The organism is Bacteroides sp. AM16-13 (genome assembly GCF_003602705.1).
GTDB classification, from domain to species: Bacteria; Bacteroidota; Bacteroidia; order Bacteroidales; family Bacteroidaceae; genus Bacteroides; species Bacteroides xylanisolvens.
In genome coordinates, this window is sequence record NZ_QTLK01000004.1 from 61,482 (window position 1) to 81,986 (window position 20,505).

Consider the following 20,505-nt stretch of genomic DNA (forward strand, 5'->3'; position numbering starts at 1 on the left):
AAATATCATCTTTTTGTCACCCTTTTCTGTGAGTTATGTATATCTATAATAAAGCAAATTAAACAGTTGTTTGATTTAAAAAGGAAAAATAAGATGAAGAAGTTCGAAAATGTATATCAAGATGCCGCTTTAATGAAGAAAGCTCTTTTAGGAGAAGCTAATGAATCGGAACAGCAAGAGCTTGAAAAGCGATTGGCGGAATGCCCGGACTTACAAAAAGTGTATGAACAATTGCAGAATGGTGAGACATTAAGAGTTGCATTTGAAGAATATAAAAATTATTCATCAAAGAAAGCCTATGAATCTTTCCTTCAGAAAATCGGACAAACGGAACCGGAGGTAATAAAGAAGTCTCGTGCTTTCCGGATTTGGTGGTCTGTTGCAGCAGCTGTTGTTTTAGTAATCGGTTTATCTTTCTATATGTCGAATTATGGTTCGATTGAAGAGGAAAGCAGACCATTGATTCAGCCGGGAGTTCAACAGGCACAATTGACTTTACCCGATGGCAGCATTATTGATGTACATAAGAAAGAAGTTAACGTAATAGTAGACGGCGTTCAGGTAAAATATAAGGAAGGAGTGCTGTCATATAAACCGACCGCCACAACACAATACACAGAGAAAAGCGTCGTAGAGAAGCCGGTAATATCAAATGAACTAGTCATACCACGTGGAGGGGAAAATACTGTGGTCCTCGCTGACGGGACAACAGTTCATTTGAATGCTGGTTCTAAGTTGACTTATCCGGTACGCTTTGTGGGTAAACGCAGGATTGTAGCTCTGGAAGGTGAGGCTTATTTTGAGGTTGTGCAGGATGAATCTCATCCGTTTGTGGTACAAACTCATCTTGGCGAAGTGATGGTGCTTGGTACGGCGTTTAATGTGAATGCTTATACCGATGCTTCCGTTTGTTACACTACATTGGTACATGGAAAAGTTCAATTTTCTGCACCGAATGTCGGAACGGTAACTCTTCAGCCGGGTGAACAAGCAGTAGTTTCTGCCAATGGCACAGAGAAACGTACAGTCGATCTGGATGAGTATATCGGTTGGGTAAATGGTGTGTACAACTTTAAAAACCGTTCTTTAGGGGAGATTATGGAGACATTCGAACGCTGGTATGATATACAGATTTATTATGAAACACCGGATCTACGCGACATAACTTACAGTGGCAGTTTGAAACGTTACGGAACGATCAATTCTTTCTTGGATGCTTTGGAACTGACAGGCGATCTGACTTATAAAATCAGTGGCCGGAAAGTGCTGATATACGATGGAATGAAAGAGTAAGAATAAATAGAATATTAGGTAAAGTTTAATCATTAATTTATGAGAGAAAAACGATGGCTACTATGTTTTTTAGTGGCAGTGTGTTGCACATTTAGCACATGGGCTCTACCGTCACAGGATAAGACGGTAACTTTAAACCTGCACAATGTCTCTATTGAGACTGTTTTGGATGCAGTGAAGAAACAAACAGGAGTGAATATGTTGTATAATTCACAAATGTTTAAAGGAGTTCCTCCCGTATCAATTAATGCAAAAAATGAGAAATGGGAAGTCGCTCTAAAGTTGATTTTAAATCCCCAGGGATTTGATTATGTGGTGAAAGACGGTATTGTTGTTGTTCGTAAATTGCAGGCCGAGAAGCGTGATAATCGTATCCGTGGTACGGTTATTGATTCGAATAAGGAACCGATTCCAGGAGCCAGCATCATCGTAAAAGGTACTCGTACGGGTACTTCTACTAATATTGAAGGTGAGTTTACTTTGGATGTTAAGGATGATAAGGTGACTTTGGAAATCTCTTTTATTGGTATGAAGAAACAGACTCTTCAGGTAGATGCTACACGTAAGAAGATGCTTGAGATTACTATGTTGGATGATGTGAAGACATTAGAGGATGTAGTTGTAACCGGATATAGCAATGTTCGTAAATCAAGCTTTACTGGTAGTTCTACCCAAATAACAGGTGATGAGTTGCGTAAGGTATCGCAAACCAATGTTCTGGATGCCATGCAGTCATTCGACCCTTCTTTTCGTTTGATGAGCAATACGCAGTTTGGTTCCGATCCGAACGCATTGCCTGAAATGTATATTCGTGGACGTTCAGGGGTAGGTACCAGAGATTTGGATAAGAATCAATTGTCTAAATCGAATCTGGAAAATAATCCCAATCTGCCTACATTCATTATGGATGGATTTGAAGTTAGCATCGAAAAGGTATACGACTTAGATCCCAGCCGCATAGAGAGCATGACCATCCTAAAAGATGCTGCAGCTACCGCTATTTACGGTTCGCGTGCCGCTAACGGTGTGGTAGTTATCACTACCGTCACTCCGAAACCAGGTGAAGTGCGTGTCTCTTACAACTTTACAGGTACGGTGGAAATGCCCGACTTGAGCGACTATAATCTGGCAAATGCTTCAGAAAAACTGGAGATGGAACGCCTTGCCGGACTTTTCGATAATAGTAACATGGAAAATCAAATTCTTGATTATAATAAGAGATTTGCACAAATTCAACGTGGTGTGGATACTGATTGGATGGTACTGCCTCTACGAAATGCATTCGACCATAAACACAGCCTCTTTATAGAGGGAGGTACGCAAAACTTGCGTTGGGGTGTAGATGCTTCTTACAATGCAGCGAATGGTGTGATGAAGGGGTCAGGACGTGATCGCTATAGTGTTGGTTTCTCTCTGGATTATCGTATGAAGTCTTTGCAAGTGAAGAACACTGTATCGTTCACTCATTCTAAATCGAAAGAGTCGCCTTATGGTTCGTTTAGTGACTATACCATTTTGCAACCCTATGATACACCTTATAATGATGACGGGACATTGCGAAAAAGGTTGAGCTTCTCGAAGAATAGCAATTTACGCGAGGCTAACAACCCACTATACGAAGCGACTCTTGGCAATTATACTTGGAGTGCTTATGATGAAGTATCCAATAATTTGAGTTTGAATTGGTATCTGACCGATTACTGGACTGTTAGAGGTCAATTTAGTGTGAACCGTAAATATTCTAGTGGAGAACGGTTTATCGACCCGCTGTCTTCAAAAACCACGGCTGCTCCTAATGAAGGTGGACATAACTTGGGTGACCTCTATGTGGATGATGGAAATAGTTTGAATTGGAATGCAAATGCAGCTTTATATTATACACGTTCTTTCAATAAACATAATTTAAATCTGTCTGTGGCATGGGAGGCATCTTCTGGTTCATCAGATGCGACAAACGTTCATTACCGCGGATTCCCGAGTGGACAATTCCATTCATCGAATTATGCAGCCGAAATATATGAAAAGCCGTCACGTACCGAAGGTACTTCACGCATGGTCAGTGCATGGGCTACCGGAAACTATACATGGAATGATATTTATTTGGCTGATTTCTCTGTTCGTTTTGATGGGTCATCTGATTTTGGCTCCAAGCAACGCTGGGCACCGTTCTTCTCCGGAGGTTTGGGGGTGAACATTCATAATTATGAGTTTCTAAAAGGAAATGAGATAGTTAACAAATTGAAGGTACGTGCATCGTATGGCCGGACTGGTAAAGCTAGTTTTCCAGCTTATGCTGCTACGACTATGTACGAAGCGCTTTTTGATGAATGGTATGCAACAGGTTTTGGCGCAGTGTTGAAAGCTTTGGGAAATAACAACTTGACTTGGGAAAAGACTGATAAGTTTAATGTAGGTATTGAAATGCAATTTTTGAATCGGCGTTTGACAGTGGATGCAGATTATTATCATGATAAAACAATTGATTTGGTGAACGATGTCAGCCTGTCTCAAACTTCCGGCTTCTCTAGTTATAAAGACAATATGGGTGAAGTACTGAATCAGGGATTTGAGTTGCAGGTACGTGGCGAAGTATTCCGTAATCGTGACTGGTTGGTGGCGTTATGGGGAAATATGGCACACAACAAGAATAAGATTCTAAAAATTTCTGATTCTCAACGTGCCTACAATCAGCGAGTAAAAGAATTCTATGAGAATATAGTGAATGAAGAGTATGGCCGCTATAATTCTAAATATGGAGTACCAATTTCTCAATATGAGGAAGGACAGTCACTTACTTCCATTTGGGCTGTGAAATCTTTGGGTATTGATCCTACTACAGGTAAGGAAATATTCTTAAACCGTGATGGTAGTGTGTCCGACACATGGAATGCCACTCAAGAAGTGGCTGTTGGTAATACTGAACCTAAATTCAATGGCTCTATCGGATTTAATGCTGCTTATAAACAATGGAGCTTATTTGCTGCTTTCCAATACGAATGGGGCGGGCAGGAGTATAATCAGACTTTGGTAGATCGGGTGGAGAATGCCAGAATACAATATCAAAACGTAGACTTGCGTGTGTTGACCGACAGATGGAAACAGCCGGGAGATATTGCGCAGTTTAAAGATATTAAAAATGCCGATAGTGCCACTATGCCGACTTCACGCTTCGTTCAGGATAAGGCTTATCTGCGTTTGAGTGCATTAACTTTAAGCTATGATTTCAATCGGGAATGGATAAAGAAGTATTTGGGAATGAATATGCTCCGATTGGAAGCAAGTACACGCGATTTTATTAACTGGAATTCTATCCGTCAGGAGCGAGGTTTAAGTTACCCGAAGTCATGGACGGTTGATTTCTCTATTAAAGCACAATTCTAAGTATACCATTATGATACGAAAAATATATACTACGTTTGTTTCTTTTGCGTTTGTAGTCTTGACACTCTCTTCGTGTTCAGATTGGCTTGACCTTTATCCTTCTGATGAGATAAAGGAGGAATATTTGTTCTCTTCTGGTGATGGTTTCCGTACGGCAACGAACGGTATTTACCGGAAGATGGCTACTTTCAATTTGTATGGAAGTAACCTTACTTGGGGCATTATGGATGCCTGGGCGCAGTCTTATTATATAGATCAAGCTCCAAGTATAGGTGGTGGAACAGCTATGAGAAATATGGCAGCGCTTCAGTTTAAAAATACAGAATTAGTCCCTGTCACAGATGCCATGTGGAATGCTGCTTGGAATGTGGTTGCCAATTGTAATGAATTGGCTCAACAGGCCGCCAAAGCTGACCCTAATCTCTTTAGTGGACTTGATGGTGAGCGGCAGATGATTTTGGGTGAGGCTATCGGATTGCGCGCATTTATACAATTTGATTTGCTTCGTATTTATGCTCCATCTCCTTCATCTGTTGGTTTCGGGAAAGATGATCGTACTTTCATTCCTTATGTTAATGTTTATCCTAGCTATGTCAACAACCATCAAACTGTTAGTTATTGTTTGGAACAGATTATTGCTGATTTGAAGGAAGCACAGCGCATTCTGAAGGAAGTGGATGCAACATCTAGTATGGGGGCGAACGCTAGATTCAATATCGAAACGGTTTCAGAGAGCCTGTTTGCAAAAAGCAGAGGCTATCGCCTGAATTATTATGCGGTAACGGCGGAGTTGGCTCGTGTTTTCTTGTATGCGGGAAAGAATGCAGAGGCTTATGCAGAAGCCAAGAAAATCATTGATGAAGAAAATAAAACCGGCTATTTCGAGGCTTCAACTAATTCGTCTGGCTTTAGGAATGGAAATATGAAGATGTATAATGATATTATTTTCGGGCTCTATTCTTCAAAGGAGTTGGTGGAATGGGATCAGGAAATAAATCATGGTTCCGATGGTGCCAGTGAGGAGAATTATTTGTGTCTTGATGGTGATGTTGCGAAAGAACTGTATGGGGATGAAATAAATAGCGACTGGCGGTTTAAGTATCAATTGGAAGAGAAGTATTATGGGTTTTATTATCGCACATTGAAGTATAACAAACAGACAGAGAGTACAAATGAAGGGAAAACAAATAACCGTATGCTCCCTATGATACGTATGTCTGAGGTGTATTACATTGCTGCTGAAGCGATTTTTGATACCAAACCCAAAGAAGCACGAGGCTATTTGGAATTGGTGAAAAAAGGAAGAGGGATATCAAAGAAGTTTGATAATGTGACAAATAAATCGGAGTTTATAGATTTGTTGGTAAATGATGCCCGTCGTGAATTTCTAGGTGAAGGGCAGATATTCTATATGTATAAACGGTTGAATAGATTGATCCCCGCCAGCTCTTATTATAGTAGTGATATTTTGCCGACTGATGAGAATGTGGTATTGCCGAAACCTGATTCGGAATCAAATATTTAAATATAAGGAATATTTTCATAATAACTATTTAAGAGAAATGAAAATGAAGATAAAATATGCTATATGGGGAGCGTTGATTTGTATTGCAGATCTGATGCTCGTTTCGTGTGAAGAGAAGGGATTGCTGGTCAACAGTAACGATACAGCCTATTTGAGATTTGCTAATGATATGACAAAAGACACGACTACAGTATCTTTTAAAATGTATAATGAGGGTGAGGATGCCGAAATACCGATAGAAGTCTCTGTCTACGGGCAAATACAGGAAGATGATTTACATTTTAATGTAAGTGTAGATGCAGAATATACAACCTTGCCTGCCGACTTATATGTGCTGCCTACAGACTGTAGGATTAGAAAGGGATTGCTCACGGATACCATTTATGTGATACTGAAGAATGCCCCAATGCTGGAGAAAGAAACGAAAATATTGGCATTGCAGGTAGTGGAGGCAAATGGGGTGAAGCAAGGTGACCATTCATATTCTCGTGCTTTTATTACTGTTACCGATCGTTTGTTTAAACCTCACTGGTGGTCGGTGATTGATGCAGGGTCAGAATCTAATCCGGGGAACTCGGTCGATTGGTTTTATCTAGGTGAATATTCGGAAAGGAAGTATCAGATGTTTTTGGACGAGTTGAAAAAAGATGATATGGTGTTCGATGGAAAGAACAAGCAAGTATTACGTAAATATTCATTAAGACTGAAGAATACCTTGAAGCAGATGAACGAAGGAAAGAAAAAGGAAGATTGGGAGAAAGATGAGCATGGAAATGTGATTACTGTGGAAGTGGCAGGATAACTATAAAATTGCAAAGTATGAAAAAATTAGGAATATATGCAGTGATGGCTGTTTTTGTCGGAGTTATGTCCGGTTGTTTGGATGATGACAATAATTATAACTACAAGCAGATTAATGACTTACAAGGTGGTAATTTCAATATTGAGAATATCAATTCTGGATATAACTTGATAGAGGGAGACGAATTGGTATTGGCGCCTACATTTAAGTTTACGATAGACAGCATTACGCCCGACGTCAGCTACGAATGGTACATAGACAAACAGTTGCAGACAGGTGAAAGTGGTGCCACTTATACATTTAAAGCCGACAAAAGCGGTACGTATCAAGTGACATTTGCAGTGACCGACAATAAGTCGGGGGTCCAGTTCGGAAAATCTACGATTATTAAGGTGATGTCTATGTTTCAACGTGGATGGACTATTCTGTCGGATGAAGGCGGACGTTCTGTGCTTCATTTCATTGTACCTACAACACAACATTATCAGGTAACGTATAATGGGGAAACCTTTACTCGTGATTCATTGGTTTATCATATAGTGAAGCGTGATGTCGTTTCCAATTTGGGATCAAATCCGAAAGGATTGATGAATAACATTGGTTATATAGATTATAATCTTCAGTACGGTATTAGCGTATACGATGAATTGGTAGTGAAACAAGATCGCTGGGTGGAGCTTAATGGCAATACGCTGGAACGTGAAGTGTACACAGATGAAGAGTTCCGTGGGGATATTCCTGCTCATTTTTCTCCGATAGAAGCTGCCATGACTTATACGGCTAAGGCATTGTTGGATAAGAATGGACTAATTTATTGGGAAAAAAAGGCAGATGCGGCTGATTTTCATGCAGGTACCTATATGTCTATAGGATTAAATAATGAAACCCGATTCAGTCGCTTGTTCCAAGCCTATAAGTTTAATTACTATTATACGAATGTGATGCTTGCGTTGACAAAAGAAGATAATTCATTAGTGGGCATTTTGGATGTGGGTGATGTAGCTGGAAGTGAGAGTTCAGCTATCGGCGAAATGACTAGTTCTGAAAGTGGGAATATGTATAATATTGCCGATCCGAGTGGTGAAGATCACTTCTCAAATATAAAAAAGACAGTGGTAGATGCATTGCCAGCTCCATATGATGGAGGGAATGATTTTACAATGGCTTATCCTTTTTGGACGGTTTTGCTGAAAGATGAAGCTACATCAGTATATGAATTGCGTTATTTCGGGTTAGAGGCAGATAGCAGATCCGTTAGTTGTATGGATGGTTGGTATTATGAGGCTCCTTTAGGAGTTATCAATGATTATCGTGGTATGGCTAATTTTGGAAATAAACGTTATGTGGTTATTGCCAGCGGAAACCAGCTTTATTATTATCAATACGGATGGGATTCTTATGGAGATGTGGAATATAGAGGGAGTTTGATGCCATTAGGTGAGCCGTTGCCTGCTGCTGTCAAGACCTTGTCAGGTATGGATGTGACCACCAATTTACGTAAATACAAGTATCCTTACAGTGGGCAATTAGGGGTTGCTTTGGAAGACGGAAGTTTTTATATATATAGTGTTGTAGAAACAAGACTAAAAGACGGTACGTGTACGGCGGTTTCTCTTAAACAGCAATTCCCGAATGAAACCACTTCAGAAGAAAATAAGAACTTTGGAGAAATTGTAGATGTCCTTTATAAATGGGGAAGTGGTGATGATTATATGTCATTTTCTTTCTAGAAGAATAGCTTTAAAAGTGATTCATATAGTAATAAAATAGCCATTATGGTATTAAAACGAGTTTTTATTGTCGGCAGCTTGTCTTTTATTTTTGCATTGCAAGGATGGGGACAAGCCTCTGGCAAGCATGATACAATACTAGCCAATTACGAGTTGGTACAGGAGTTTCAGGAATTTACCTTAGGAGGTAAATTATCTAATAATAGTCTATCGATTTATCCGCGGGAAATCAATGATACAGATAATTTCTGGTTTGATTTTCAAACGACAGCTGGTAAAGATTACTATTATGTGATGCCTGCTGCAGGAAAACGTGAACCTCTTTTTGACAAAAGTAAGATGGCTATGCAGTTAAGTGAATTCACCAAAGGCGTGGTGGATAAAAATAAACTGGACATTTCATCTATTACTTTTTCAAAAGATCAACGTTCATTTGAGTTCGATTATAAGGGTAAGCAGTATAGTTATAATCGTTTGACGGGTAAACTGACAATAGTTGAGAAGAAAGAAGAGAAGAAAGAATCATCAGACCCAAGCTATACTTGGATGAACTTTTCTCCTGACAAGAAATATATTTTGTATGCAAAGAATCATAATTTGTATGTGAAAGGAAATAAGTCACTGGGAGTAGATACAACTGAAGTGCAACTGACTACGGATGGTATGAAAGACTTTTCATATGCTCGTGAAGATGATTACGAACCTGCAGAAGACGGAGAAGTACCGACGCTAGCACGCTGGTGTCCGGATAATCGCCATGTATATGCAGTGCGTGATGATAACCGTTTATTACGAGATTTTTGGGTAATTAATTCAATAGAAGATTCACCGTCATTGGTCAAATATAAATATGAGTTCCCTGGTGATAAATATGTTACTCAAAATGATTTGACGATTATTGATATTGTAGAAAAAACGGCAAAGAAAGCGAAGGTAGAAAAATGGAAAGACCAGTATGTAATGCCTCTTCATGTTACCTCAGATAGCAAATATTTGTTTTTTGAACGCACTAAACGTACTTGGGATGAAGTAGATGTATGCTCGGTTAATCTCTCAACTTTGGAAGTAAAGGAGATCATTCATGAAGAAGATAAACCGTATCGTGATCCTCATGCTCGTAATGTGGCAATCTTGAACGATGGTAAGGATATTTTGTTCCGTTCAGAGCGTACTGGCTGGGGACATTATTATCATTATGATGGCGATGGAAACCTCAAGAATGTGATGACTTCTGGTGAATGGGTAACAGGCTACATTAATTCTATTGATACACTGAAACGCAAAGTTTATCTGTATGGATATGGAAAAGATAAGAAAGTAAATCCTTTCTATTATATGCTTTTCGAAGTTGATATTGACAAAGAAGGAGTTACTCCATTAAGTACAGAAGATGGGCAGCATAATGTGAATTTCTTGAAATCTCATAATTACTATATCGATACATATTCAAGAGTTGACATGGAGCCTAAAATCATGCTGAAAGATAGAAAAGGCAAAGTGATAATGGAGTTGGCAAAACCTGACTTGGACTTAGTCTATGCATCGGGTTGGAAAAAGCCGGAACGTTTTGTTGTAAAGGCAGCAGATAATATTACCGACTTATATGGAGTGATGTGGAAGCCGTCTGATTTTAATCCTGAAAAGAAATATCCAATTATTTCAGTCGTTTATCCTGGTCCTTATTTCGGCTTTGTACCTACTAACTTTACATTGGATGACAGCTATTGTACCCGTATGGCACAGCTAGGTTTTATTGTCATTACTGTAGGACATAGAGGGGATACTCCGATGCGTGGTAAAGCTTATCATCGCTACGGTTATGGCAATATGCGCGATTATCCCCTTGCAGATGATAAATATGCAATCGAACAGTTGGCTCAACGCCACTCGTTTATCAATGGCAAGAAAGTAGGTATATACGGGCACTCAGGTGGCGGATTTATGGCTGCAGCTGCTATATTCACTTATCCGGACTTTTATACGGCTGCCGTTTCCTGTTCCGGGAATCATGATAATAGTATCTATAATCGTGGTTGGGGCGAATGCTATAATGGCGTGAAAGAAGTTGAAAAGGTTGTGAAAGACAGCTTGGGCAACGAAACGAAAGAATATGAGTACAAATTCAGTGTGAAGTCTAATGCAGAGATTGCCAAGAATCTGAAAGGGCATCTGATGCTTGTGACGGGGGATATGGATAAGAATGTTAATCCTGCACACACTTATCGTGTAGCTCAAGCATTGATTGAAGCTGGCAAAGATTTCGATATGTTGGTAATACCCGGTGCAGGGCATGGATATGGCTCTGCAGATAAATATTTTGAGAAAAAGATGTATCGCTTCTTTGCTAAACACTTGCTAGGTGATAACCGGGCAGATTATTGGGGGGATATAAACTGTACCAAATAAGACAATAGACAAAATTTTATGAAAAACTCTCTTTTTAGATATCTGTGCTTGGCGGCTGTTGCATTAATATGCAGCATGGCCAGCGCACAGCAAAAAGCAAATTATCAGTTGGCGGAGAAGTTTCGTTTACTGACACAGAATCCTATCATGAAGTATTCTACGGAAGTCAACCCTACGTTCATCAATGATACGGACTGCTTCTACTATTCTTTCACTACCCGTGAGGGAGAGAAATACTATTATGTGAATCCGAAGAAAAAGGAAAAACGTCTGTTGTTTGATACCCCCGAACTCTTGAGTAAGATTGCAGTATATACCAAAAAAGCTTACTCTGCTGCAGATCCTCATCTGTCTTTCACTTTCATGAAAGATAATGAGACAATTCGTCTCGACTTCGACCGTGGGCTATATACCTATAACATTCGTACGAAAGTGTTGAAGAAACTCGATGAAAAGCCTATTTATAAAGACGGTGATCCATACTGGAAGAAATATTCTCCGGATAGCTTGTATATGTTGTATGCCAGTAAAGACAACCTGTATTTTGTCGGAAATCCGAAAAAGGGACAGGATACAATACCTGTACAGTTGACAACAGACGGGGGACCGGACTATACATTCAATCGTGAGGATGAAGGAAAGATGGAGGGACGTTTCGGGGCTGAATCAGCTCATTGGCTTCCGGGTACTCATCGTTTTTATGCTGTTCGTGAGGACAATCGGAAAGTGCGCGATCTGTGGTTAATCAATTCATTGTCAAAGTTTCCTGAATTAACGACTTATAAAGCCGAGTTGGCAGGAGATAAAGACGTGACACAATATGAACTTTTACTTGGCGACGTAGATAAAAGGGAAGTGAAGAAAGTAGATATCAATCGTTGGCCTGATCAGTATATCGATGTACTGTATACAACAAATGATGGTAAACGTCTCTATTTTCAACGTTATAACCGCTCTTGGAATCAATCAGATATTTGTGAGGTGGATGTCGAAACTGGACAGGTACGCGTCGTAATTCATGAAGAGAATAAGCCGTACCTTGATTATCAGATGCGTAGCGTGTCTTTCCTGAAAGATGGAAAAGAAATATTATTTCGTTCGGAACGGAACGGGTGGGGACACTACTATCTGTATGATACTGCTACCGGAAACCTGAAAAATCAGGTGACAGACGGAACTTGGGTGGCTGGTCCGATTGCAAAGATTGATACTGTCGGTCGAAAATTTTATTTTTATGGTTATGGTCGTGAGAAAAGCATCGACCCTTATTATTATATCCTTTATGAAGCTAAACTGGATCAACTGAATGCTATTCGTTTGTTGACACCCGAAAACGCATCACATGAAGCTAGAATTTCTCCCTCTAACCATTATATTGTAGATTCCTACTCCACGGTTTCACAAGAACCTGTCAATGTCGTTCGCAACTCACGTGGAAAGGTGGTTATGAAACTGGAAAAACCGGACTTGCAACCTGTTTATGAGATGGGATGGAAAGCTCCGGAGCGTTTTAAGGTGAAAGCGGGTGATGGTGTGACTGATCTTTATGGCGTGATGTGGAAACCTGCAGATTTTGACTCGACGAAGGTTTATCCCATTATTTCGAACGTCTATCCAGGACCTTTTTTTGAGTATGTGCCGACACGCTTTACTGTGAATGATGTATATAATACCCGTCTGGCGCAACTGGGATTCATTGTTATTACTGTAGGTCATAGAGGTGGTACTCCGATGCGTGGAAAAGCATATCATACATATGGATATAACAATATGCGTGACTATCCATTGGCAGATGATAAGTATGCTATTGAGCAACTGGCTGCCCGTTATCCTTTCATTGATGGTACAAAAGTCGGTATTTATGGTCATTCCGGAGGAGGATTCATGTCGGCTGCAGCTATATGTACTTATCCCGACTTCTATTCAGCTGCTGTCTCTTCGGCGGGTAACCATGATAACAGAATCTATAATAAGGGCTTTGTGGAAATTCACTTTGGCGTAGATGAAAAGGTGAAAACAGGGAAAGATAGCTTGGGAGTGGAGCATACGACTTATGATTATAGTGTTCGTGTACGCCCTAATCAGGAACTAGCCAAGAATTACAAGCATGGCTTGTTGTTATTTACTGGTGCGGTCGATAATACCGTAAATCCGGCGAATACATTACGTCTGGTACATGCATTGATTAAAGCAGACAAAGACTTTGATATGTTTGTACTACCGAAATGCACTCATGGATTCTTTGGTGAATCAGAAGTATTCTTTGAACATAAAATGTGGCGTCATTTCGCACGTTTACTATTGAACGATCATTCGGCGGATGCAGATATTGATCTGAATAAATATATGATAGAAGATGAAAGGAGAAGATAAGATGAACAGGACAATAATAAGAATCGGAATAGCAGTAGGACTTTTGATCGGATTTGGTCAGAATATTAAGGCACAAACACCGAAGAAGCCGATTGATATTGACGCGTGTATGTCATGGATGCGTGTAGAGTCGCCTGATATTTCTCCGACAGGGCGATGGGTGACTTATCGTATAGTTCCTATGGAATATAATCCCGAGTACAAAGACGGAAAGATCTTGCACCTGTTTGACTCACGCACCCGTAAGGAGATTCTGTTGGAGGATGTAGAAAATATTGAGTTTTATAATTCAGATCAAGCTGCATATTATCAAGTGTCCGATTCTACTGGGAATGCGAAAACAATCCTGTTAGAACTGCCTTCAGGCACAAAGACCGAGTGGACTTATAAGGAAGCTTTCCGACCAGCAAAAGGAATTCCTTACTCAATTTCTGTAACAAATGTGCCGAAGGATACCATCAATCATGTTCCATCTTTCGACCGCTTGATAGTTCGTCATCTAAAAAACGGCACTTCCTTTCAAATTGACAGTATTGGTTATTATACCTTGTACAACGAAGGACGATCTATCATCTTTGTACGTAAACAAGCGAAAGGTAACGCATTGTGTTATGGTCCATTAACCGGACCCTATCAGACTATTTATCAGAGTTCCGTAAAGAAAGAACCAGTTTCTTTCAACTTGAATGCAAAACAGATGATAGGAGGGTTCAGTATTAAAGATTCACTATGGTACAACTTTTCCTTAAAGAAGAACACCTGTGATTTGGTCTTTGACCGAAAAGAGATAGTTCTTCCTGCAAGGATGGAACTTGCTCGGGCTAGTCTGTCAAGTAGTCAGAAGTTTCTGACAATGGAACTTAGACCTTATCAGGAGAAAGTAAATAAAGATAAGAAAGAAGAGGAAATAAAGCCGGATAAGAGTTTTGAGCTGGAGTTGTGGACTTGGGATGAACATGAAGTTCCTACTTTGCAGACACGTAGTCGTTATTTCCGTCCTCAATATTCGAAATATATCTATGACATTGCTTCCCAAAAATTGACGGAAGTAGCTCCTGGGCATGCTGATTTGTTGGAGCCGGATCGTGCGGAAGAAATTCATTATGTGCTTTATACGGACGAAACTCCTTATCGTGCGCAGAAAGAATGGCTTAATGAAATGCCGTTTGACATCTATTCTGTAAATGTACATACGGGAGAAAAGCAATTGGTAGGACGTAGCTACCGGACAAGACCGAGGTGGTCGATGAATGGCAAATGGGCTGTGATGTATGATCCTATTGCACAGGTATGGAATAAGTTTGACGGAAAAACGGGTGAGGTTACCGATATTTCAACAGCTATTGGTTATCCGATATTTGAGGAAGCTTATGACAAACCAAATCCTGCACCTGCTTATGGTATTGCTGGTTGGACTGCTGATGGTAATAATGTGTTGATTTATGACGCTTATGACTGGTGGAAGATCGATTTGACCGGAGAACGTCAGCCAGAATGTATCACTAAGGGGTATGGTCGCAAAAATCAGAGATCTATCCGTAAAATGACCAGCAATATTGACAAAGAAGTATTCAATCCGGATGAGACGGTTATAGTCAGCGTATGGGATGAAAATACAATGGATGAAGGTATTTATTCACTTGACATGAAAGGCCGCTTGAAGAAGCTCGCAGAAGGCCCTTATATCTATTCAATTCATCGTTTTTCTGACAATCAGAAGTATTGTATTTGGAATCGTCAGAATATATCAGAATTCCGTGATCTGTGGTGGAGTAAATCGGATTTCTCTGATCCGATTCGTATAACGAATGCTAATCCTCAACAAAGCGAATATAAATGGGGTACTGCAAAGTTAGTGGAATGGACTAATTATGAGAATAAGCCTAACAAGGGAATACTTTACTTGCCGGAAGATTATGACGCTAAGAAAGAATATCCTGTTCTGGTACAGTTCTATGAAACACATTCCGGAGGGCTGAACACTTATCATGCTCCAATGTTGAGTAGTGCAATGGCGGATGTGATGTACTTTGTTAGTAATGGGTATATTGTATTTATGCCGGATGTGCATTTTACCATAGGAACACCGGGACAGAGTAGTTATGATGCAGTAGTAAGCGGTACGAAATACTTGATAGAGCAGGGGATAGCGCATCCGGGAAAGATAGGTCTTCAGGGACATAGTTGGTCAGGTTTCCAAACTAGTTATCTGGTGACGAAGACGGATATATTCGCTTGTGCTAATATCGGGGCTCCTATTACTGATATGGTAACCGGTTATTTGGGTATTCGTGGTGGAAGCGGTTTGCCGCGTTATTTCATGTATGAAGAATGGCAAAGCCGTATGGGGAAGAGTTTGTGGGAAGCCAAAGATAAGTATTTGGCAAGTTCTGCTATCGTGGAAGCGGATAAAATACATACTCCATTATTAATTTGGCATAATGATAAGGATGAGGCTGTTGCCTACGAACAAGGTCGTGCACTTTATTTAGCTATGCGTCGTTTACAACGTCCGGCATGGCATCTTAATTACAAAGGTGAAGGGCATTTTCTTGGTAATCAGGCTGCACAGAAAGACTGGACTATCCGGATGAAACAGTTCTTTGATTATTATCTGAAAGGAACAAAAGAACCGCGTTGGATGAAAGAGGGTATTCATTTGCGAGAACGTGGAATTGATCAGAAATATGATTTACTAGAAAAATAAATTAAAATGAAGAAACTATTAATGACAGTTATGGTTCTGTCTTGCTTTGCATTCAGTAGCTATGGACAGAAAGTGGAGAAACAAATTATTGGTAAATGGTGTAATCCTTACACCTATGAATCTACAGGGGAACTCAAAGGGTTTGAGTTTAAAAAAGGTGGTAAATGTTCTGCTATCAATGTACCGTCTTTAGATTTAAAGACTTGGAAAATTGATAATGGTTATTTAATCGTTGAAGGATTTAGCAAAGGAGAAGATGGGAAGACGGAAGTGTATAAAACACGTGAACGTATTGGCTATATAACATCAGATTCGCTAGAATTAGTTGCACAGGAAGCAAGCCCACGATTGGCCTTTCTGTATCTGAATATGAAATCAATCAAGAAATTGGTTACTCCAGAAGTGACCCCTGATAAGAAGTAATAAATCTCTCTCTTAAATAATTTAGTGTTTAAATTAGCATTACGTTGCTAATGAAAACGCCTCGTCGTAGTGATTACGATGAGGCGTCTTTGTTTTACAGTATTTATACAGTATGTTACAGTATAGTATGTTTGAATAAATCGCTTGTTTATTGAAATCGTTTGCTGTTGAGGCTTGTTTACACTTTTCGTATAGATAATGCTTTGTTTTCAGCACCTTCCATAATCTCCCGCTCCCCGGGACCTTTATCGTTGATGCCGCACAAGTGAAGAATTCCATGGATAATCACACGATGTAGTTCGTTTTCGTATGAAGTTCCAAACTGTTCAGCATTGGTGCGTATCGTATCTAGGCTGATGAATAAGTCACCTGATAGACGATCGCCTTCACAATAATCGAAAGTAATAATATCCGTGTAGTAATCATGTTGCAGATACTGACGGTTTACTTCCAGAATTTTTTCGTCCGAGCAGAAGATATAAGCGATTTCACCGAGTCTTTTCCCGTAAGAAGCAGCTACGGCCTTTATCCATTCCGTAGTCTCACGTTTCTTGATGTCAGGCATTTTTACGCCTTCTGTTTGATAAGTTACAGCCATAATTGAATGTTATGATTTAAAAGAAAAATAAATAACTGATTAAGATAGCGGCTATGATACCCGAGAAGTCTGCTATCAGACCGCAAGTCACCGCATTACGAGTCTTGGTGATCCCCACACTGCCGAAATAAACGGCCAGAATGTAGAATGTGGTGTCCGAAGCTCCGCGAACTACACAACTCATACGTCCTACAAACGAATCAGGTCCCAGTTCTTTCATCGTATCGATCATCAATCCGTTTGCACCGCTACCGCTAAGCGATTTCATCAATGCGGTAGGCAGCGCTCCTACAAAGCTCGTGTCCACTCCGCATAAGCCTACTATATAGCCGATGCCTCCCACCAGAAAATCCATTGCTCCCGAAGTGCGGAACACTGCAATTCCTACAAGGAAAGCAACCAGATAAGGAATGATGCGTACAGCCGTCGTAAACCCTTCTTTAGCTCCCTCCACAAACGAATCGTATACATTGATTTTCTTTCTGACTCCCGTCAAAATAAACAGAATGATGACACTGAACAGCAGAATATTCGCTATCAATGTAGAATAAGTACCCATATCTTCCCGCGAGACACTTAGAAACAGATAAATCAAGCCGGAAAAGAAAAGGCAGATAACGCCCATTAAAATGAGAATAGGCTTATTGATTAAGTTTATCTTTTGAGCGATGCTGACTGCTATGACTCCTACTAAAGTGGAAATGAAAGTACTTAGCAGAATAGGGATAAATACATCTGTAGGCTGTGCAGCCCCCATTTGTGCACGATATACCATGATACTGATCGGAATGATGATAAGGCCGGATGTATTAATCACCAAAAACATAATCATCGGATTGGAAGCAGTGTCCTTTTTCGGATTCAGTTCCTGCAGCTCTTTCATTGCTTTCAGTCCCAATGGGGTGGCCGCATTGTCGAGGCCAAGCATATTGGCAGACATATTCATGAAGATGGACCCTAACACCGGATGTCCTTTAGGAATATCCGGAAACAGTCGGCAAAGCACCGGACTAAGAAAGCGGGCCAGTGCGTTAATCAATCCACTGTTTTCTCCGATTTTCATGATACCCAGCCAAAGAGCCAGTACGCCTGTAAGTCCCAGGGATATCTCGAAAGCTGTCTTTGAAGAATCGAATGTAGCGTTCATGATAGCCGTAAATATCTCCGTATCTCCCAGAAAAATCACTTTTACAAGGGCGATGATAAAGGCGACGACAAAGAATCCTATCCAAATGTAATTTAGAACCATAGTTGATAGCGTGTATATAGATAGTGCAAAAGTAGTTATTACGTTTCAAATAAACTAAATCTTCGTCTTTCTTATACTGAAAATGAATGTAAATCTCTATCTTTGTCTCCTACTTTTCAAGAAATAAATGGAACAGGAAGATTTTAACATACGCGAACATCAGCTTACTTCAAAAGAACGGGATTTCGAGAATGCACTCCGTCCGTTAAGCTTTGAAGACTTTAGCGGACAGGACAAGGTGGTGGAAAACCTTCGCATTTTTGTGAAGGCGGCACGTCTGCGTGGCGAAGCACTCGACCATGTGCTGTTGCATGGTCCTCCCGGATTAGGAAAAACAACTCTTTCAAATATTATCGCCAACGAATTGGGAGTCGGCTTTAAAGTAACTTCCGGTCCGGTGCTAGATAAACCGGGTGACCTGGCTGGTGTATTGACCAGCCTCGAACCGAACGACGTGCTTTTTATTGATGAAATTCATCGTCTGTCGCCCGTAGTGGAAGAATATCTTTATTCGGCCATGGAAGATTACCGCATCGATATTATGATTGATAAGGGACCTTCGGCACGCAGTATCCAGATCGATTTGAATCCTTTCACGTTGGTTGGTGCAACCACGCGTAGCGGTCTGCTGACGGCTCCGCTTCGTGCACGTTTCGGTATTAACCTTCATTTGGAGTATTATGACGATGATATTTTGAGCAATATCATTCGTCGTTCTGCGTCCATACTGGATGTACCTTGCTCGGTACGTGCAGCATCGGAGATTGCTTCCCGCAGCCGTGGGACGCCCCGTATTGCTAATGCTTTGCTTCGCCGGGTACGTGACTTTGCACAGGTGAAAGGCACCGGCTCTATCGATACAGAGATTGCCCAGTTTGCGCTGGAGGCATTGAATATTGACAAGTACGGACTGGATGAGATAGACAATAAGATACTTTGTACCATTATAGACAAGTTTAAAGGCGGGCCTGTCGGTATAACGACCATTGCTACGGCTTTGGGAGAAGATGCGGGAACCATCGAGGAAGTTTACGAACCTTTCCTGATAAAAGAAGGATTCATGAAACGTACTCCCCGCGGACGTGAGGTGACCGAACTTGCCTATAAGCATTTGGGAAGAAGTCTTTATAACAGTCAGAAAACACTGTTTAATGACTAACATAAAGCGTCATGTGATAAGTGGTATTAACGGTATAAAAGAACTTTATAAAGCATAGTTGGATGATGAAGCAATGGACTACTTTATTTGTTTTTCTCTTTTTGAGCCTTTCTCTATCGGCTCAACAGGGATATGGAAGAGATATTTTTGTTTCTTCTAAAGGAGATTCCTTACCTTACCGGATGATTCACCCCGAATCGGTGAAACCGGGTGAGAAGTACCCCATCGTGCTGTTTTTGCATGGAGCCGGCGAACGGGGAAATGATAATGAGAAGCAATTGACTCATGGCGGACAGATGTTTCTTAATCCGGTCAATCAAGAAAAGTATCCTGCTTTTGTGCTGATTCCGCAGTGTCCGACAGACGGTTACTGGGCTTATACGGAACGTCCGAAGTCTTTTATACCTGCTGAAATGCCGGTAGGACAGGAGATCAGTCCTATATTGCAGACACTCAAACAGTTGCTTGATTCCTATCTGGTGATGCCCGAAGTGGACACGCAACGGGTTTATATTATCGGCCTTTCAATGGGAGCGATGGGAACGTATGATTTAGTAATACGCTACCCGGAGATATTTGCTGCTGCAATTCCTATCTGCGGTATAGTCAATCCAAACCGGTTGTCGGCTGCCAAAGATGTGAAGTTTCGTATCTTTCATGGAGATGCGGATGATGTAGTTCCGGTGAAAGGTTCTCGCGAAGCATATAAAGCACTGAAAGCTGCCGGTGCAGATGTGGAATATATTGAATTTCCCGGTTGTAATCATGGAAGCTGGAATCCGGCTTTCAATTATCCCGGATTTATGGATTGGTTGTTCAAACAAAAGAAGAAACGTTGAACCAATCTGAATGATAATCA

The 20,505-nt window shown here is 40.6% G+C and carries 13 protein-coding genes; 11 read left to right on the forward strand and 2 right to left on the reverse strand.

Translation table 11 applies throughout. The features are described from left to right. Positions 1-93: 93 nt before the first annotated feature. Genes DW173_RS04050 through DW173_RS04090 form a run of 9 tightly spaced genes read left to right on the forward strand, consistent with a single transcriptional unit; the run spans position 94 to position 16,640 of the window. On the forward strand, positions 94-1,293 hold the full coding sequence (locus tag DW173_RS04050; RefSeq protein ID WP_008997638.1) for a FecR domain-containing protein: 1,200 nt from the start codon (positions 94-96) through the stop codon (positions 1,291-1,293). Between the two features lie 39 nt (positions 1,294-1,332). Further along, the gene (locus DW173_RS04055; RefSeq protein WP_049701528.1) at positions 1,333-4,674 is read left to right on the forward strand and encodes a SusC/RagA family TonB-linked outer membrane protein; all 3,342 of its coding nucleotides are present in this window, start codon (positions 1,333-1,335) and stop codon (positions 4,672-4,674) included. A gap of 10 nt (positions 4,675-4,684) precedes the next feature. Continuing rightward, positions 4,685-6,199: a RagB/SusD family nutrient uptake outer membrane protein gene (locus DW173_RS04060; RefSeq protein ID WP_015531968.1), complete on the forward strand. Its 1,515-nt coding sequence runs from the start codon at positions 4,685-4,687 to the stop codon at positions 6,197-6,199. A 43-nt stretch (positions 6,200-6,242) separates the two neighbouring features. Then, positions 6,243-7,001: a DUF4843 domain-containing protein gene (locus tag DW173_RS04065; RefSeq protein WP_049702247.1), complete on the forward strand. Its 759-nt coding sequence runs from the start codon at positions 6,243-6,245 to the stop codon at positions 6,999-7,001. A gap of 17 nt (positions 7,002-7,018) precedes the next feature. Next, the gene (locus tag DW173_RS04070) at positions 7,019-8,731 is read left to right on the forward strand and encodes a PKD-like family lipoprotein (protein ID WP_049701529.1); all 1,713 of its coding nucleotides are present in this window, start codon (positions 7,019-7,021) and stop codon (positions 8,729-8,731) included. Positions 8,732-8,776: 45 nt separating this feature from the next. Beyond that, entirely contained in the window at positions 8,777-11,137 is a 2,361-nt protein-coding gene (locus DW173_RS04075) for a S9 family peptidase (protein ID WP_049701530.1), read from the forward strand. A gap of 18 nt (positions 11,138-11,155) precedes the next feature. Continuing rightward, positions 11,156-13,510, forward strand: a complete 2,355-nt coding sequence (locus tag DW173_RS04080; protein ID WP_049701531.1) for a S9 family peptidase — start codon at positions 11,156-11,158, stop codon at positions 13,508-13,510. Then, complete coding sequence (locus DW173_RS04085; RefSeq protein ID WP_049701532.1) at positions 13,494-16,217, forward strand: prolyl oligopeptidase family serine peptidase; 2,724 nt, start codon at positions 13,494-13,496, stop codon at positions 16,215-16,217. The genes DW173_RS04080 and DW173_RS04085 overlap by 17 nt, the downstream gene beginning before the upstream one ends. 6 nt (positions 16,218-16,223) lie before the next feature. Then, on the forward strand, positions 16,224-16,640 hold the full coding sequence (locus tag DW173_RS04090) for a lipocalin family protein (RefSeq protein WP_049701533.1): 417 nt from the start codon (positions 16,224-16,226) through the stop codon (positions 16,638-16,640). Positions 16,641-16,818: 178 nt separating this feature from the next. Here the strand turns inward: DW173_RS04090 and ybeY are convergent, their stop codons facing one another. Continuing rightward, positions 16,819-17,238 (reverse strand): rRNA maturation RNase YbeY, encoded by a 420-nt coding sequence (gene ybeY / locus DW173_RS04095; protein ID WP_008641633.1) that lies wholly within the window; start codon positions 17,236-17,238, stop codon positions 16,819-16,821. A 16-nt stretch (positions 17,239-17,254) separates the two neighbouring features. Continuing rightward, a complete protein-coding gene (locus tag DW173_RS04100; protein ID WP_055278528.1) occupies positions 17,255-18,487 on the reverse strand; it encodes a nucleoside recognition domain-containing protein in 1,233 nt (410 codons plus the stop codon). 127 nt (positions 18,488-18,614) lie between these two features. Between DW173_RS04100 and ruvB the strand changes: the two genes are divergently transcribed. Together ruvB and DW173_RS04110 are read left to right on the forward strand one after the other, a co-directional pair. Beyond that, complete coding sequence (ruvB, locus tag DW173_RS04105) at positions 18,615-19,646, forward strand: Holliday junction branch migration DNA helicase RuvB (protein WP_004313748.1); 1,032 nt, start codon at positions 18,615-18,617, stop codon at positions 19,644-19,646. A 62-nt stretch (positions 19,647-19,708) separates the two neighbouring features. Then, positions 19,709-20,485, forward strand: a complete 777-nt coding sequence (locus tag DW173_RS04110; protein WP_081354145.1) for a dienelactone hydrolase family protein — start codon at positions 19,709-19,711, stop codon at positions 20,483-20,485. The last annotated feature ends 20 nt before the right edge of the window (positions 20,486-20,505 follow it).

What these genes read in the sequence shown, in the direction of transcription:
- DW173_RS04100 (WP_055278528.1), bottom strand. Translation starts at nt 18,487, where the DNA reads ATGGTTCTAAATTACATTTGGATAGGATTCTTTGTCGTCGCCTTTATC.
- DW173_RS04055 (WP_049701528.1), top strand. Translation starts at nt 1,333, where the DNA reads ATGAGAGAAAAACGATGGCTACTATGTTTTTTAGTGGCAGTGTGTTGC.
- ruvB (WP_004313748.1), top strand. Translation starts at nt 18,615, where the DNA reads ATGGAACAGGAAGATTTTAACATACGCGAACATCAGCTTACTTCAAAA.
- DW173_RS04070 (WP_049701529.1), top strand. Translation starts at nt 7,019, where the DNA reads ATGAAAAAATTAGGAATATATGCAGTGATGGCTGTTTTTGTCGGAGTT.
- DW173_RS04090 (WP_049701533.1), top strand. Translation starts at nt 16,224, where the DNA reads ATGAAGAAACTATTAATGACAGTTATGGTTCTGTCTTGCTTTGCATTC.
- DW173_RS04080 (WP_049701531.1), top strand. Translation starts at nt 11,156, where the DNA reads ATGAAAAACTCTCTTTTTAGATATCTGTGCTTGGCGGCTGTTGCATTA.
- DW173_RS04060 (WP_015531968.1), top strand. Translation starts at nt 4,685, where the DNA reads ATGATACGAAAAATATATACTACGTTTGTTTCTTTTGCGTTTGTAGTC.
- DW173_RS04065 (WP_049702247.1), top strand. Translation starts at nt 6,243, where the DNA reads ATGAAGATAAAATATGCTATATGGGGAGCGTTGATTTGTATTGCAGAT.
- DW173_RS04085 (WP_049701532.1), top strand. Translation starts at nt 13,494, where the DNA reads ATGAAAGGAGAAGATAAGATGAACAGGACAATAATAAGAATCGGAATA.
- DW173_RS04050 (WP_008997638.1), top strand. Translation starts at nt 94, where the DNA reads ATGAAGAAGTTCGAAAATGTATATCAAGATGCCGCTTTAATGAAGAAA.
- DW173_RS04110 (WP_081354145.1), top strand. Translation starts at nt 19,709, where the DNA reads ATGATGAAGCAATGGACTACTTTATTTGTTTTTCTCTTTTTGAGCCTT.
- ybeY (WP_008641633.1), bottom strand. Translation starts at nt 17,238, where the DNA reads ATGGCTGTAACTTATCAAACAGAAGGCGTAAAAATGCCTGACATCAAG.
- DW173_RS04075 (WP_049701530.1), top strand. Translation starts at nt 8,777, where the DNA reads ATGGTATTAAAACGAGTTTTTATTGTCGGCAGCTTGTCTTTTATTTTT.